Origin of the sequence: Achromobacter spanius, from assembly GCF_039673305.1 — a bacterium.
In the GTDB taxonomy this organism is placed as follows: Bacteria; Pseudomonadota; Gammaproteobacteria; order Burkholderiales; family Burkholderiaceae_B; genus Achromobacter; species Achromobacter spanius_F.
Window position 1 is genome coordinate 1 of sequence record NZ_JBDJLJ010000013.1, and the last position, 13,608, is coordinate 13,608.

Genomic DNA, 13,608 nt, shown 5'->3' on the forward strand with positions numbered 1-13,608 from the left:
GTCGGCTTGTGCGAATCTTTTGTCATGAAATTCCCCTGCGTTTCGTGGCGCGCGCCGCTGCGGCGGCGCGCGGTGTGCCCCCGCGCACGCAAGGCGCGGGAAGCGGCTGCCTTGCGCAGGCCAAGGCGCCAGCCTCGGATTGCGCAAGGGCCGGTCTGGCGAGCCTTAGAGCAGGCCCTTTTCCTTGAAGTACTTTTCGGCGCCCGGATGCAGCGGCGCCGACAGGCCGTTCTTCACCATGTCGGCCGCCTTCAGGTTGGCGAAGGCGGGGTGCAGCTTCTTGAAGTCGTCGAAGTTGTCGAACACGGCCTTGACCACCGTGTAGACCGTGGCCTCGGGCACGTCGGCCGACGTGACGAACGTCGCGGTGACGCCGTACGTCTTGGTCTCGGACGGATTGCCCGGATACAGCCCGGCGGGAATCGTGGCGTGGGCGTAGTACGGGTACTTCTCCACCAGCTTGTCGACGGCCGGGCCGGTCAGCGGCACCAGCTTTGCGCCGCAGCTTGTGGTGGGGTCCTGGATGTTGGCGGAAGGGTGGCCCACGCCATAGAAGAAGCCGTCGATCTTGCCGTCGCACAGCGCCGAGCCGTGCTCGTCGGGACGCAATTCGGAAGCCAGCGAGAAGTCCTTCATTGTCCAGCCCATCGTGGCCAGCAGTTCCTCCATCGAGGCGCGCGTGCCCGAGCCCGGATTGCCGACGTTGAAGCGCTTGCCCTTCAGGTCCTCGAAGCCCTTGACGTTGGATTCCTTGCGCGCCACCACCGTGAACGGCTCCGGGTGGATCGAGAACACCGAGCGCAGCTTCGGGTAGGCCCCCGCCTGCTTGAACTGGCCTTCGCCGTTGTAGGCGTTGAAGCCGACGTCGGACTGCACGACGCCCAGGTCCAGCTCGCCGGCCTTGATGGTGTTGGCATTGAAAACCGAGCCGCCGGTCGACTCGACCGAGCAGCGGATGCCGTGAGTGGCGCGGTCTTTGTTGACCAGGCGGCAGATGGCGCCGCCAGCGGCATAGTAGACGCCGGTGACGCCGCCCGTGCCGATGCTCACGAACTTCTGCTGGGCGGCGGCCGGAGCCGGCGCCGTGGACAGCAATGCCGTCGCCAGGCCCGCCGCGGCGAGCGTCCAGGCATTGCGATGGCCCAAGGTGTGTTTGACGGACGTGGTCATGCAAACTCCTTTTGGGGTTTTTCCCCGTGATTTGCCGGTCTTTGCCGGCGGTTGGCAGCCCCGCGAGCCGCGGGTCGCCCTGTGCTGAATCATCACGTGCCCGCTGTCGGCGGGCGGCGCGCGCGGATCCCGGCTTCGCGCGCGCAGGCGGCGTTTAGCCGCCGGCCTGGGCTATCGCGGCGTCGATGGCGCCGGCCAGCCTTTCTGTCAGTTGGTCCAGTTCGTCGTCGGAAATGATGAAGGGCGGCGCAAGCAGCACGTGGTCGCCCTGGCGGCCGTCGATGGTGCCGCCCATCGGGTAGACCATCAGGCCCCGCGCCATGGCCTCGCGCTTGATCCGCGCGTGCAGCGTCAGGGCGGGGTCGAAGGTCTGTTTGGTCGTGCGGTCCCGCACCAATTCGACGCCCATGAACAGGCCCCGCCCGCGGATGTCGCCCACGTGGGGATGATCGCCCAGCGCCTGCTCCAGGCGCTGCCGCAGGCCCGCGCCCTGGGCGCGCACGCGCTCAAGCAGGTTGTCGCGCCGGATTACGTCCTGCACGGCCAGCGACGCCGCGCAGGCGATGGCATGGCCAAGGTAGGTGTGGCCGTGCTGGAAGAACCCGCTGCCCTGCTGCATGGCGTCCACGATGCGCTGCTGCGCCATTACCGCGCCGATGGGCTGGTAGCCGCCGCCCAGGCCCTTGGCGATGGTGATGAGGTCGGGGGCGATACCTTCCTGTTCCACCGCATACAGCGTGCCGGTGCGGCCCATGCCGCACATGACCTCGTCGGCGATGAGCAGGACGCCATGGCGGTCGCAGACTTCGCGGATGCGGCGGAAGTAGCCGGGCACCGCCGTCACGGCGCCCGACGTGGCGCCCACCACCGGCTCGGCGACGAAGGCCATCACCGTGTCGGGCCCCAGGCGCTCGAATGTCTGTTCCAGCTCCTGCGCCAGGCGCTCGCCGTACTGTTCCGCGCTTTCGCCGTCGCGCTGGTCGCGGTAGGCGTAGCAAGGCGAAACGTGCTCCACCTCGATCAGCAGCGGCGCGAACTGGGCGCGGCGCCAGGCGTTGCCGCCGACCGCCAGCGCGCCCAGCGTGTTGCCGTGATAGCTCTGCCGGCGCGCGACGATGTGGCGGCGCTGCGGCTGGCCGATTTCCACGAAGTACTGCCGGGCCATCTTCAGGGCGGCCTCGACCGCTTCGGATCCGCCGGATACGAAGTAGGCGTGCGACGTGCCTGCCGGCGCGTCGGCCACCAGCCGGTCGGCCAGCTGTTCGGCGACTTCGGTGGTGAAAAAGCTGGTGTGGGCATAGGCCAGCGCGTCGATCTGCGCATGCATGGCCGCCTGGATGTCCGGGTGGTTGTGCCCCAGGCAGGAGACGGCGGCGCCGCCCGAGCCGTCGAGGTAGGCGCGGCCGGCGCTGTCGTGGACCCATACGCCCTGGCCGCCGACGGCGACCGGGGGCGTGTGGCGAAGAGAACGATGCAGGACGTGTGTCTGGCTCATGCTGCTGTTTCCGTGAAATAGGGGTGAAGACAAAGGCGCGGCGGCCTCAGCCCGGCCGGCGCGCGCTGGCGCCGGTCCAATAGACGTTGTCGGCGCGCAGGCGCTGCTCCACTTCGGTCAGGCGGTTGAGCACCTCATCGCCGCCGCGCGCCGTCAGGCGGGCGATCAGGTGTTCGGCCAGGCCCAGGAGGCCTGCGGTGGTGTGGAAGAACGATCCCGGTCCCTGGCGCGCGGGGCTGGCCTGCACGCCGTCGCGGTCGGGCGGCGCGAAGCGCAGCGTGTGGCGGGCTTCGACGGCCAGCGGCGACAGCGGATCGTCGGTCAGGGCGACTAGCGCCACGCCGCGCTGCGCGGCCTGGCGCGCCAGCTGGACCGTGGCGGTCGGGTAGGGCGCCTGCGATATCACGATCAGCGCGTCGCCAGCGCCCAGGTTGTCCGCCTGCTCGGCGGGGGCGCCGCCCATGCCGTCGATCAGGACGCTGTTGCGGCGGACAAGCTGGTAGGCGTAGCGCATCTGGAACGCGATGCCGAAGGCCGAACGCGTACCCAGGAAACCGACCTGCCGCGCCTCGAGCAGCGTCTGCACGGCCGCGTCGAAGGCGGTGGCCGGATTCAGCTGGCATACCGAGGCCATGGCTTGGATCTGGTAGTCGGTCAGGACGTCGTGGCCGGGGGCGACGGGTTCGCCCGCCGCGGCCTGCAAGGCGGCGGCGCGGTCGCGCAGTCCCGGTTGGCCTTGTCCGGCCAGCGCCTCCTGGAAGGGTTGGCGGAAATCCTCGTAGCTGGCGTAGCCGACCGCGCGCGCCAGCCGCAGCATGGTGGCGGGCGCCACGCCCAACGCCTGCGCCTGCCGCCGCATCGACCACAGCCCGACTTCAGCCGGATGTGCCACGACCCAATGCGCCGCGCGCTGCAATTCCGGAGGCAATTGCTCCAGTTTTTCCTGCAGGGTTAGCAGTAGGGCGGAAGGCAGCGGCATGGCGGTCGAGGAAACAGCTAAAAAACATATGATAAATAATTGATCTTAAGAAAAACATATGTTTTTTATAGGGGCTTCCCCCAGTTGGCACGACGCATATCGGGTCGCGGCATTCCCTGTCGCCGATGCGAAGTCCGGTCATGTTGCCGTCATCCTCGGCAAATCCGCGTTCATTTATTTACATCGTGCGGGCCATTTTTGTTTGACTCGAATAAATTGGGCGCATATCATTCGTGTAGAAATGAATTTGACCGAATCACCCGCAACCATGACTGACGCCGCGAAATCCGATTCTTCACAGCAGTACGACCTGCGCATCTTGCGAGCCCTGCGCCGCATCACGCGTTCGATCGCGCTGCACTCGCGCCAGTTGTCCGCGGTTAGCCATATCACCGCGCCGCAACTGATGTGCCTGCGCACGGTGATCAGCAATGGGCCGATGACCGCCACGGCCATCAGCCGCGAGATGCACGTCAGTCCCAGCACCGTGGTCGGCATCCTGGATCGCCTGGAAGACAAGGGCTTGATCCGCCGCGAGCGCGGCCGCGAGGATCGCCGCATCGTGTTCGTCACCGCCACGGACGTGGGTCGGGAATTGGCGCAAGGCGCGCCGTCGCCGCTGCAAAAGCATCTGGCCGACGCGCTCAATGCCTTGCCGGAATTGGAACAGGCCACCATCACGCTGTCCCTGGAGCGCATCGTGACGCTCATGGAACAGGATGGCCAGGCCGCAGTCGACACGCATGGCGATGTGTCGTCGCCCATCCTTGAAGTGCCCACGGGCGGGGCACCCCCAGAATCAGGAATCGTCGCATGAAGAAAAACGAACTGGACACCCCAATACTCTCAAGTGCCGTGGCGCCGGCGGTCAGCGCGCAGACCCACACCATGCGTCTGCCCGACCGCAAAGACGGCGCCGCCATCCACCGCCTCATTTCCGAGTGCCCGCCGCTCGACCTGAATTCCCTCTACGCGTACCTGCTCCTGAGCGAGCACTTTCGCGACACCTGCGTCCTGGCTGAAAGCGCCGGAGGACGCATCAACGGTTTTATCTCCGCTTATGTGGACCCGTCCCGCCCAGACGTGCTGTTCGTCTGGCAGGTCGCGGTGCACGCCCGCGCTCGCGGCCATCGACTCGGCCGCGCCATGCTCCGGGAACTCTTGCAGCGCAAGGGCCTGGCGCATGTCCGCTATCTTGAAACCACGGTGGGGCCTGACAACCAGGCTTCGCGCCGCACCTTCGCCGGCCTGGCCGGAGAAATGGGCGCCCACGTTTCCGAACAGCCGTTCTTCGACCGGCAATTGTTCGGCGGCGCGGACCATGACGACGAGATGTTGTTAAGGATAGGCCCGCTGGCCTTGCCGTCCCCGTAGGGGCGGCGCAGGTCCGAGGGACTTATCGAATTACCGGGATGGTTCACACCGATCCGGATGCGCCTGGCGCACCCGGAGGGGATCTGGCCGTCCGTCAATTTATGAGATGAAAAGGGAGGATTAATCATGGACTTGAAAATCTTTGACCGTATGGAGTCGGAAGTGCGGGGCTACATCCGGTCGTTTCCCGTGATATTCAACCAGGCCCGCGGCTCGACGCTCATCGATGAAGAGGGCACCGAGTACATCGACTTTTTCAGCGGCGCAGGCACGCTGAACTATGGCCACAACAATCCTGTTCTCAAGGAAAAGCTGCTGGAGTATGTGCAGGCGGACGGCGTCGTCCATGGCCTGGACATGGCCACCAGCGCGAAGAAGCGTTTCCTGGAGACGGTGGATCGCGTGCTGCTCAAGCCGCGCAACTGGCAGTACACCCTGCAGTTCACCGGCCCCACCGGCACCAATGCCGTCGAAGCCGCGCTGAAGATCGCGCGCCAGGTGAAGGGGCGTCCCAACGTGATTTCGTTCACGCACGGCTTCCACGGCGTCAGCGGCGGCTCGCTTGCCGCGACGGCCAACATGAAGTTCCGCGACGCCGCCGGCTACGCGCTGGGCAACACGACGTTCATGCCCTACGACGGCTACTTCGGCCCGGACGTGGACACGATGTCCTACCTGGAACGCATGCTGGAGGATCCGAGCAGCGGCATGGACAAGCCGGCCGCCGTCATCGTTGAAACGGTGCAGGGCGAGGGCGGCGTCAACGTCGCGACGCTGCGCTGGCTCAAGGAACTGGAAAAGCTGTGCAAGCGCCACGACATGCTGCTGATCGTGGACGACATCCAGGTCGGCTGCGGCCGCACGGGCACGTTCTTCAGCTTCGAGACCGCCGGCATCCGCCCGGACATCATCACGCTGTCCAAGTCGCTATCCGGATTCGGCCTGCCGATGTCGCTGGTGCTGATGAAGCCCGAGCTGGACATCTGGAAGCCCGGCGCCCACAGCGGCACCTTCCGCGGCAACAACCTGGCGTTCGTCACCGCGACCCAGGCGCTGGAAACCTACTGGACCAACGCCGCCTTCACCGCCGACATCCAGCGCAAGGAGCGCCTGGTCGGGGACTGGCTCGAGAACCTGGTCCACAGCTATCCCAACGCCGGCCTGTCGGCGCGCGGCCGCGGCCTGATCCAGGGGCTGGTGTCCAACACCACCCCGGCGCTGGCCAACCGCATCGCCCAGTGCGCCTTCAAGAAGGGCGTCGTGATCGAAACCTCGGGCGCGCATGACGAAGTGCTCAAGCTGCTGCCCGCGCTGACGATCGAGGAAGACCTGTTGGCCAAGGGCCTGGATCTGATCGAGGCCAGCGTGGCTGAAGCGCTGGCCGATGAGGGGCAGTCTGCCCGCATCCTGAAATTTGGAGGAAAACGTCAATGATCGTACGCAATGTCAAAGATGTGATCGGCACCGCCGACGAAGTCCGCACCGACACCTGGGTCAGCCGCCGCGTGCTGCTGAAGAAGGACGGCATGGGTTTTTCGTTCCACGAAACCACCATTTTCCCGGGCGGCCGCACCCACATCCACTACAAGAACCATCTTGAGGCGGTGTGGTGCATCGAAGGCGACGGTTCGATCGAAACGATCGCCGACGGCAAGAAGTACGACCTGGGCCCCGGCGTGGTCTACGCGCTGAACGAACACGACGAGCACTGGCTGTGCGGCGGCAAGGAGCCGCTGCGCGTCATCTGCGTCTTCAATCCGCCGCTGACCGGCCAGGAAGTGCACGACAAGGAAGGTGTCTACGCGCTGCCCGACGCCGTCGCGGCCTGAAACAAGGAGGTTCGCATGATCTCACCCGCGCAGGATCCGTACGCCTCCCGTACGGATCGCAGTTCCGCCATCATTTCCCGCCAGGATCCCGTGGTCTACGAGGACGGCAAGTACGCCGGCGCCCTGACCACGGATCAGGTCGGCCAGTACGATCGCGACGGCTTTCTGCTGCTGGAAGACCTGTTCACGGAAGCCGAAGTCCGCGCGCTGTCGGCCGAGGTCGAGCGCATGACGCGCGACCCGTCCATCGTGCGCCGCGAAGAGTCCATCACGGAACCCGGCAGCAACGCCGTGCGGTCCATCTTCATGGTGCACGTGCTCAATCCCATGCTGGCGCGCCTGGTGCGCGACCCCCGGCTGGTCAATGTGGCGCGTCAGATCCTCGGCTCCGAAGTCTATATCCATCAGTCGCGCGCCAACATGAAGCCCGGCTTCAAGGGCAAGGAGTTCTACTGGCACTCCGACTTTGAAACGTGGCACGTCGAGGACGGCATGCCCTCGATGCGCGCGCTCAGTTGCTCGGTGCTGCTGACCGACAACAACGAGTGCAACGGTCCGCTGATGCTGGTGCCGGGGTCCCACCGCCAGTTCATCTCGTGCGTCGGCGAGACGCCCAACGAGCACTACAAGCAATCGCTGAAGAAGCAGGAATACGGGGTGCCGGATCCCGTCAGCCTGCAATTGCTGGTGGAGCAGGGCGGCATCCGCTCGATGACGGCCAAGGCCGGCTCGGTGGTGTTCTTCGACTGCAATACGATGCACGGCTCGAACAGCAATATTTCGCCGTGGCCGCGCGCCAATGTCTTCATGGTCTACAACAGCATGGAGAACACCTTGAACCCGCCCAAGTACGGGCTGACGCCGCGTCCCGAGCACATCGCGACGCGCAAGGGCTTCAAGGCGGTTACGCCGCTGGACGCCCTGAAGCTGGTCGGCGGTTGAGCCGGCAAGCCGTCCACGCCAAGCCCGGGCCCGGTCCCGGGCTTTTTTTCGCTCTGTGTCGGGTGCGCCACCGGGCCGCATTTCTTGTATTCTCTGCGGCATCCGCAACCCGTTGAGCCTTCGCCGCCATGTCCGCCCGTATCCTCAGCCTGCATATCTATCCCGTCAAATCCTGTGCGGGCATCGACCTGACCGAATCGCCGATCGACCGCGCGGGCCTCGCGCATGACCGCCGCTGGATGGTGGTCGATGCCGACGGCGTGTTCATGACCCAGCGGCAGTGGCCGGCCATGGCGCTGATCCGCACGGCGCTCACTCCCGACGCGCTGCGCCTGTCCGCGCCCGGCATGGCGGACCTGGACGTCGCGCTGGACGGTTCGGGCCTGCAGCCGCAGACGCAGACCGTGGGCGTCTGGAGCGACACCATTGCCGCCCGCAGCGAAAACGCGGCCGCGGCGCAATGGCTGACGGACTATCTCAAGACGCCGTGCCGTCTGCTCAAGGTGGATGGCGCGGCGCGCCGCAATGCCAAGCCCGACTGGGTCTCGCGGTGGGTCGATGCGCATCCCGACCTGGCCGATGCCTTCGTGGGCGAACACTGTTTCGGCTTTGCCGACGGCTTTCCGCTGCTGGTGGCCAACCAGGCATCGCTGGACGACCTGAACACCCGCCTGCAGGCCAAGGGCGCGTCGCCGGTGCCGATGGACCGCTTCCGCCCCAACATCGTCGTGGAGGGCGAATGGGAGCCCTTCGAGGAAGACCACACCGCCATGATCACGGCGTCGGACGTGCGCATGGCGTTCGTCAAGCCCTGCACCCGCTGCTCGATCCCGGACATCGACCAGCGCACCGCCAGGCAGTACGACGAGCCGGGCCGCACGCTGGCGGGCTACCGCAACCTGGAAATCGGCGTGGTGTTCGGCCAGAACGCGATCCTGGACGCGCCGGCGGGCGCGCGCCTGAAGGTGGGCGACGCAGTCGACATCGAACTGGATTTCTGACGCGCCGCCCGCCGGCGTTACGCCGAAGACAGCTTCAGGCCGACCAGGCCCAGCACGATGAAGGCGACGCTGGCGATGCGCATCCAGCTGGTCGATTCCCCGAACAGCACGATGCCGGCCACGAAGGCCCCGACCGTGCCGATGCCTACCCACACGGCGTAGGCGGTGCCCAGCGGCAGGGATTTCATGGCCACGGCAAGCAGCCAGAAGCTGATGATCATGCCGCCCGCGGTAACGAGGGACGGCCACAGCCGGGTGAACCCATGGGTGTATTTCAGGCCGACGGCCCAGAAGATTTCGAACAGGCCAGCCAGTACCAGGATGATCCAGGTCATGCACGACTCCTACGATTGCATTGCCGGCGGGGCGCCGGCATAAATAGGGGTCGTCCCCGGAAAAGGCGGCAGCCATTTGACTGCGCGCAGCAACGGGCCGTCCCGTTGCGGCAAAAATTATAGAATACCGGCTTTCGACGGCAATACCGGATGCCGGGCATCAACTCTAGCAACACTTCGCGTGCCGGGCCGCGAAACCAGGAAATTTTATGCAACGCATCATGCTGCGGGCAAAGCTGCACCGCGTCACGGTCACCGAAGCCGACCTCCACTACGAAGGATCTTGCGGCATCGACGAAGACCTGCTGGACGCTGCCGGCATGCGCGAGTTCGAACGCATCGAACTCTACAACGTCACCAATGGCGAACGCTTCGACACCTACATCATCAAGGCTGCGCGCGGCAGCGGCGCCATCTCCCTGAACGGGGCGGCCGCACGCCGCGCCCAGGTGGGCGATCTGCTGATCATCTGCACGTACGGCCCCATGTCCGAAGCTGATTCGGCCACGCACAAGCCGCAGGTGGTGCTGGTGGACGACGCGAACCGCGTCAAGGAAATCCGCAAGTTCCCGGCTTGACGCCGGGCCGGGCGGAGCGCCATCCAGGCCGGATAGCGCTTCGTCGCCTCTGAACCGTTTCATCATGAGCTTCCAGGTCATCATCCAACCCAGCAAGCATCAATTCCCGGTCGAGCCCGGCCAGACCGTGCTCGACGCCGCGCTGGCGGCCGGCATCGTGCTGCCCTACAGCTGTCGCAACGGCGCGTGCTCCACCTGCAAGGGCAAAGTGGTGTCCGGGGAGTTCGACGCCGGCCAGTATCCCGCGCAGATCCTGTCGCCGGAAGAACTGGCCGACGGCTACACGCTGTTCTGCCAGGCGCGGCCCGAATCCGACCTGGTGGTCGAGTCCACCGAGGTCCGGCTGGCCAGCGACATCCAGATCCGCAAGCTGCCGTCGCGCGTGCAGACGATGGAGCGCGTGGCGCCCGACGTCACGGTGCTCAAGCTGCAGCTGCCGGCGTCCGAGCAGTTCCGCTACTACGCGGGGCAATATATCGAAGTCATCTTGAAAGACGGCCGCCGCCGCAGCTATTCCATGGCGGGCGCGCCGCACACCGGCAGCCCGCTGGAGCTGCATATCCGCCACATGCCCGGCGGCCTGTTCACCGACCATGTCTTCGGCGCCGGCGACACGCAGATGAAAGAGCGCGAGATCCTGCGCCTGGAAGGGCCGTTCGGGTCGTTCTTCCTGCGCGAAGACAGCGACAAGCCCATCGTGCTGCTGGCCAGCGGCACGGGTTTCGCGCCGGTCAAGGCCATCGTGGAGCACATGATCCACAAGAACATCGCCCGTCCCGTCACGCTGTACTGGGGGGGCCGCCGTCCGCAGGACCTCTATATGGATGCGCTGGCGCAATCCTGGGCCGGACTCCTGCCCGGCTTCAGTTATGTCCCCGTGGTGTCCAACGCGCTGCAGGAAGACGGCTGGACCGGCCGGACCGGCTTTGTCCACGAAGCCGTCATGAGCGATATCGCCGACATGTCCGGCCACCAGGTCTACGCCTGCGGCACGCCCCTGATGGTGGATGCCGCGCGGCGCGAGTTCAGCGCGCAGAACGGCCTGCCGGCGGAAGAGTTCTATGCGGACGCATTCACCTCCGAGGCCGATCTGGCGAAGGCCGCGTCTTGAGTAATATGAGGTTTCTGTACTTAGTCGGCGGCAAAGCAGCGGGGTAAACTGCTTTGGCAGCGGCTTGCCAGGGGGCGCGGACATCGGGTCCGCGCACGGAACTGGCTTGCAAGGAGCGATGCGGGCATGAAAGTAGCGGTATTGGGTAGCGGCATTATCGGCATCTCCAGCGCCTGGTGGCTAAGCCAGGCGGGTCATGACGTCGTGGTCATAGACCGCTGCACCGGTCCCGCCCAGGAAACCAGCCTGGCCAATGGCGCGCAGATCTCCGTGTCCTATGCAGAGCCCTGGGCCAACCCCCAGGCGCCCCTCAAACTGCTGAAATGGATGTTCCGCGACGACGCGCCGCTGCTGTTTCGTCCGCAACTGGATTGGCGGCAATGGATGTGGGGCCTGGCGTTCCTGCGCGAATGCCTGCCCAGCCGCCTGGCGCCGAACATCCGCGCCATGGTCCGCATGGCCGAATACAGCCGCTCCACGCTGCGCGGCATGCGCGCCGAACTGGGCATCCAGTACGACCACCTTGAACGCGGCATCCTGAATTTCTACCGCGATCCCCACGAATTCGAAAATTCCCAGCGCGCCGCCGGCCTGATGCGCGACTTCGGCGTCGAGCGCCGTGTCGTGTCGGCCGACGAAGTCATCGCAATCGAACCGGCGCTGGCGCCGCATCGGAAAACCATCGTCGGGGGCGACTACACCCCCGAGGACGAAAGCGGGGACGTGCACCTTTTCACCGTGGCGCTGGCCGAGCACTGCGCGCGTGCCGGCGTCGAGTTCCGCTACAGCACCCGCGCGACGCGCCTGCTGACCACGGGCGGCGCCGTGCAAGGCGTCGAACTCATCCAGCCCGACGGGCAGTACGCGACGCTGTCGGCTGACGCCTACGTCGTGGCGATGGGCAGCTTCAGTCCCATGCTGCTGCGGCCCCTGGGCATACCGTGCAACGTGTATCCGGCCAAGGGCTATTCCGCGACCTTCCCGGTGCTTAATCCGGGTGCGACCCCCACTGTCAGCCTGACCGACAGCAGCCATAAAATCGTGTTCTCGCGCCTGGGCGACCGCCTGCGCATGGCCGGCACCGCGGAACTGTCCGGCTATTCCCGCGGTCTGAACACCAGCCGCTGCGAAGCCCTGACGCGGCTGGCAAAAGAATTGTTTCCCGACGCGCTCGATTTCGAGCGCGTCAGCTATTGGTCGGGCCTGCGCCCGTCCACTCCCTCGAACGTGCCCATCATTGGCCGCAGCCGTATTCCCAATTTGTATATCAATACAGGACACGGTACGCTTGGCTGGACGATGGGTGTTGGCTCGGGCCGGGCTTTGGCCGATCTGCTCAGTGGACGGCGGCCAGAACCGGAATTCCCTTTTCTTGGTCTGTGAACCTATGAAGAAACTGCAATTGGCGGGCGTTGCCCGCGCGATGTTCGCCAGCCGGCGCGCATGGGTGTTTGGCGCTGCGATGGCGATGGCCGGCGCGGCCAACGCCGCGGCCGTGGAGATACAGGTCTGGCATACGCTGACCGACGCAAACAAGGCCGAATTCGAAAAGCTGGCCAAGCAGTACAACAAGGAACAGGACGATGTCCGCGTCACGCTGCGCGGCTTTGCGTCGTCCTCCGCGCTCGAGCAGGAAGCGGTGTCCGCCGTAAAGGCCAAGAAGGGCCCGAACCTGCTGCAGCTCCCCGACAACCACTCTCCCGAAGTCGTTGCCCAGCACAAGGCGGTGCTGCCGCTGTACGAATTGCTGGCCAAGTATCCGATCAAGGACTTGAACTGGTTCATTCCCTCCACCAGCAGCTTCACGCGCGACAGCAAGGGCCGCATCCTTGCGTTCCCCTGGATGGCCGAAGTGCCGGTGATGTTCTACAACACCGCCGCCTACAAGAAGGCCGGGCTTGATCCGAACAAGCCTGCCCGCACCTGGACCGCCCTGCAGGCCGAACTGCTCAAGCTGCGCGACGTGGCCGACATCGACTGCCCGTACGCGTCCAGCGACCAGGTCGCGGTCCACCTCGAGAACCTGGCCCCGATCAACAACCAGTCGTTCACCAGCAACAACAACGGCCTGGACGCGGTCACCAAGAAGTCCGCCGCGGCCGCCATGCAGTTCGACACGCTCTACATGCGCCACATCTCGCTGATGGTCAGCTGGAAGCGTTCGCTGCTGTTCACGGCGTACTCGGGCGACAACGCCAGCGACAAGCTGTTCGCCAAGGGCGAATGCGCGGTGCTGACGGCCAATTCGGGCGCCTTCGGACAGTTCCTGGCCACGAAGTCGCTCGCCTTCGGCGTGGCTCCGCTGCCTTACTACGAGCAGGCCACCAAGGAAGGCGGCAAGCCGTTCGTCAGCGGTTCCGCGCTGTGGGCGCTTGAGGGCCATCCCCAGGCGCAGGAAAAGGCCACGGCACAGTTCCTGGCCTGGCTGTCCAAGCCGGTCATCGCCGCCGAATGGCACCAGCGCACGGGCTATCTGCCCCTGACCGAGGCCGCGTTCCGCGCCTCCGACGTGTCGTTCTACAGCAAGATTCCGGGCGCCCAGACACTGATCGCCTCGATGAGCGCCAAGCCCGTCAACACCAGCCGCGGCTTCCGCATGGCCAACTACGAGCGCATCGAGCCCGTGCTCAACAAGGAACTCACCGATGCCTTCGAAGGCAAGGTGCCGCCCGTTGCAGCCTTGAACAATGCCGCCTCGCAGGCGCGCAGCATTGCCGCCCAGCGCTGATCGCCCCGTAAAGGCGCCGCCCCGCTGACGCGGACGTCGCGCCCGGCGCGCGAAAACCCGGTCTTC

15 protein-coding genes are annotated in these 13,608 nt (G+C 65.7%); 10 read left to right on the plus strand and 5 right to left on the minus strand.

From position 1 onward, the window contains the following. Positions 1–165: 165 nt before the first annotated feature. From ABE485_RS13190 to ABE485_RS13205, 4 genes are all read right to left on the minus strand, one after another. Entirely contained in the window at positions 166–1,170 is a 1,005-nt protein-coding gene (locus ABE485_RS13190; RefSeq protein ID WP_346515742.1) for a TAXI family TRAP transporter solute-binding subunit, read from the minus strand. Between the two features lie 154 nt (positions 1,171–1,324). Beyond that, positions 1,325–2,665, minus strand: a complete 1,341-nt coding sequence (locus tag ABE485_RS13195; protein ID WP_346515743.1) for an aspartate aminotransferase family protein — start codon at positions 2,663–2,665, stop codon at positions 1,325–1,327. A gap of 46 nt (positions 2,666–2,711) precedes the next feature. Continuing rightward, the gene (locus tag ABE485_RS13200; protein ID WP_346515744.1) at positions 2,712–3,644 is read right to left on the minus strand and encodes a MurR/RpiR family transcriptional regulator; all 933 of its coding nucleotides are present in this window, start codon (positions 3,642–3,644) and stop codon (positions 2,712–2,714) included. Further along, entirely contained in the window at positions 3,541–3,786 is a 246-nt protein-coding gene (locus ABE485_RS13205; RefSeq protein ID WP_346515873.1) for a hypothetical protein, read from the minus strand. The genes ABE485_RS13200 and ABE485_RS13205 overlap by 104 nt, the downstream gene beginning before the upstream one ends. A gap of 126 nt (positions 3,787–3,912) precedes the next feature. Between ABE485_RS13205 and ABE485_RS13210 the strand changes: the two genes are divergently transcribed. The 6 genes from ABE485_RS13210 to ABE485_RS13235 all read left to right on the plus strand — a co-directional run bounded on the left by ABE485_RS13210 (position 3,913) and on the right by ABE485_RS13235 (position 8,790). Then, positions 3,913–4,461, plus strand: a complete 549-nt coding sequence (locus tag ABE485_RS13210) for a MarR family winged helix-turn-helix transcriptional regulator (protein WP_346515745.1) — start codon at positions 3,913–3,915, stop codon at positions 4,459–4,461. Then, a complete protein-coding gene (gene ectA, locus ABE485_RS13215; RefSeq protein ID WP_346515746.1) occupies positions 4,458–5,018 on the plus strand; it encodes a diaminobutyrate acetyltransferase in 561 nt (186 codons plus the stop codon). Before ABE485_RS13210 ends, ectA begins: the two co-directional genes overlap by 4 nt. Positions 5,019–5,144: 126 nt before the next feature. Further along, positions 5,145–6,452: a diaminobutyrate--2-oxoglutarate transaminase gene (gene ectB / locus ABE485_RS13220; protein ID WP_346515747.1), complete on the plus strand. Its 1,308-nt coding sequence runs from the start codon at positions 5,145–5,147 to the stop codon at positions 6,450–6,452. Next, positions 6,449–6,847 carry an ectoine synthase gene (locus ABE485_RS13225; RefSeq protein ID WP_008165124.1) on the plus strand — a complete coding sequence of 133 codons (399 nt, stop codon included), beginning with the start codon at positions 6,449–6,451 and terminating at the stop codon, positions 6,845–6,847. The genes ectB and ABE485_RS13225 overlap by 4 nt, the downstream gene beginning before the upstream one ends. A gap of 15 nt (positions 6,848–6,862) precedes the next feature. After that, on the plus strand, positions 6,863–7,789 hold the full coding sequence (gene thpD / locus ABE485_RS13230; protein WP_346515748.1) for an ectoine hydroxylase: 927 nt from the start codon (positions 6,863–6,865) through the stop codon (positions 7,787–7,789). Positions 7,790–7,917: 128 nt separating this feature from the next. Continuing rightward, complete coding sequence (locus tag ABE485_RS13235) at positions 7,918–8,790, plus strand: MOSC domain-containing protein (protein ID WP_346515749.1); 873 nt, start codon at positions 7,918–7,920, stop codon at positions 8,788–8,790. Positions 8,791–8,807: 17 nt separating this feature from the next. On the opposite strand, the gene sugE is transcribed toward ABE485_RS13235, so the two are convergent. Beyond that, positions 8,808–9,125, minus strand: coding sequence for a quaternary ammonium compound efflux SMR transporter SugE (gene sugE / locus ABE485_RS13240; RefSeq protein ID WP_346515750.1), 318 nt, complete (start codon positions 9,123–9,125; stop codon positions 8,808–8,810). Between the two features lie 209 nt (positions 9,126–9,334). Between sugE and panD the strand changes: the two genes are divergently transcribed. The 4 genes from panD to ABE485_RS13260 all read left to right on the plus strand — a co-directional run bounded on the left by panD (position 9,335) and on the right by ABE485_RS13260 (position 13,542). Next, complete coding sequence (gene panD, locus ABE485_RS13245; RefSeq protein ID WP_006224022.1) at positions 9,335–9,703, plus strand: aspartate 1-decarboxylase; 369 nt, start codon at positions 9,335–9,337, stop codon at positions 9,701–9,703. A 64-nt stretch (positions 9,704–9,767) separates the two neighbouring features. Then, positions 9,768–10,814 (plus strand): CDP-6-deoxy-delta-3,4-glucoseen reductase, encoded by a 1,047-nt coding sequence (locus tag ABE485_RS13250; RefSeq protein WP_346515751.1) that lies wholly within the window; start codon positions 9,768–9,770, stop codon positions 10,812–10,814. Between the two features lie 126 nt (positions 10,815–10,940). Then, entirely contained in the window at positions 10,941–12,197 is a 1,257-nt protein-coding gene (locus ABE485_RS13255) for a D-amino acid dehydrogenase (protein ID WP_346515752.1), read from the plus strand. Positions 12,198–12,201: 4 nt separating this feature from the next. After that, the gene (locus tag ABE485_RS13260; RefSeq protein ID WP_346515753.1) at positions 12,202–13,542 is read left to right on the plus strand and encodes an extracellular solute-binding protein; all 1,341 of its coding nucleotides are present in this window, start codon (positions 12,202–12,204) and stop codon (positions 13,540–13,542) included. Positions 13,543–13,608 lie beyond the last annotated feature (66 nt).

Excerpts from the sequence above, each read along its gene's own strand:
- ABE485_RS13190 (WP_346515742.1), bottom strand. The coding sequence starts at position 1,170 with ATGACCACGTCCGTCAAACACACCTTGGGCCATCGCAATGCCTGGACG.
- ABE485_RS13195 (WP_346515743.1), bottom strand. The coding sequence starts at position 2,665 with ATGAGCCAGACACACGTCCTGCATCGTTCTCTTCGCCACACGCCCCCG.
- ABE485_RS13200 (WP_346515744.1), bottom strand. The coding sequence starts at position 3,644 with ATGCCGCTGCCTTCCGCCCTACTGCTAACCCTGCAGGAAAAACTGGAG.
- ABE485_RS13205 (WP_346515873.1), bottom strand. The coding sequence starts at position 3,786 with ATGACCGGACTTCGCATCGGCGACAGGGAATGCCGCGACCCGATATGC.
- ABE485_RS13210 (WP_346515745.1), top strand. The coding sequence starts at position 3,913 with ATGACTGACGCCGCGAAATCCGATTCTTCACAGCAGTACGACCTGCGC.
- ectA (WP_346515746.1), top strand. The coding sequence starts at position 4,458 with ATGAAGAAAAACGAACTGGACACCCCAATACTCTCAAGTGCCGTGGCG.
- ectB (WP_346515747.1), top strand. The coding sequence starts at position 5,145 with ATGGACTTGAAAATCTTTGACCGTATGGAGTCGGAAGTGCGGGGCTAC.
- ABE485_RS13225 (WP_008165124.1), top strand. The coding sequence starts at position 6,449 with ATGATCGTACGCAATGTCAAAGATGTGATCGGCACCGCCGACGAAGTC.
- thpD (WP_346515748.1), top strand. The coding sequence starts at position 6,863 with ATGATCTCACCCGCGCAGGATCCGTACGCCTCCCGTACGGATCGCAGT.
- ABE485_RS13235 (WP_346515749.1), top strand. The coding sequence starts at position 7,918 with ATGTCCGCCCGTATCCTCAGCCTGCATATCTATCCCGTCAAATCCTGT.
- sugE (WP_346515750.1), bottom strand. The coding sequence starts at position 9,125 with ATGACCTGGATCATCCTGGTACTGGCTGGCCTGTTCGAAATCTTCTGG.
- panD (WP_006224022.1), top strand. The coding sequence starts at position 9,335 with ATGCAACGCATCATGCTGCGGGCAAAGCTGCACCGCGTCACGGTCACC.
- ABE485_RS13250 (WP_346515751.1), top strand. The coding sequence starts at position 9,768 with ATGAGCTTCCAGGTCATCATCCAACCCAGCAAGCATCAATTCCCGGTC.
- ABE485_RS13255 (WP_346515752.1), top strand. The coding sequence starts at position 10,941 with ATGAAAGTAGCGGTATTGGGTAGCGGCATTATCGGCATCTCCAGCGCC.
- ABE485_RS13260 (WP_346515753.1), top strand. The coding sequence starts at position 12,202 with ATGAAGAAACTGCAATTGGCGGGCGTTGCCCGCGCGATGTTCGCCAGC.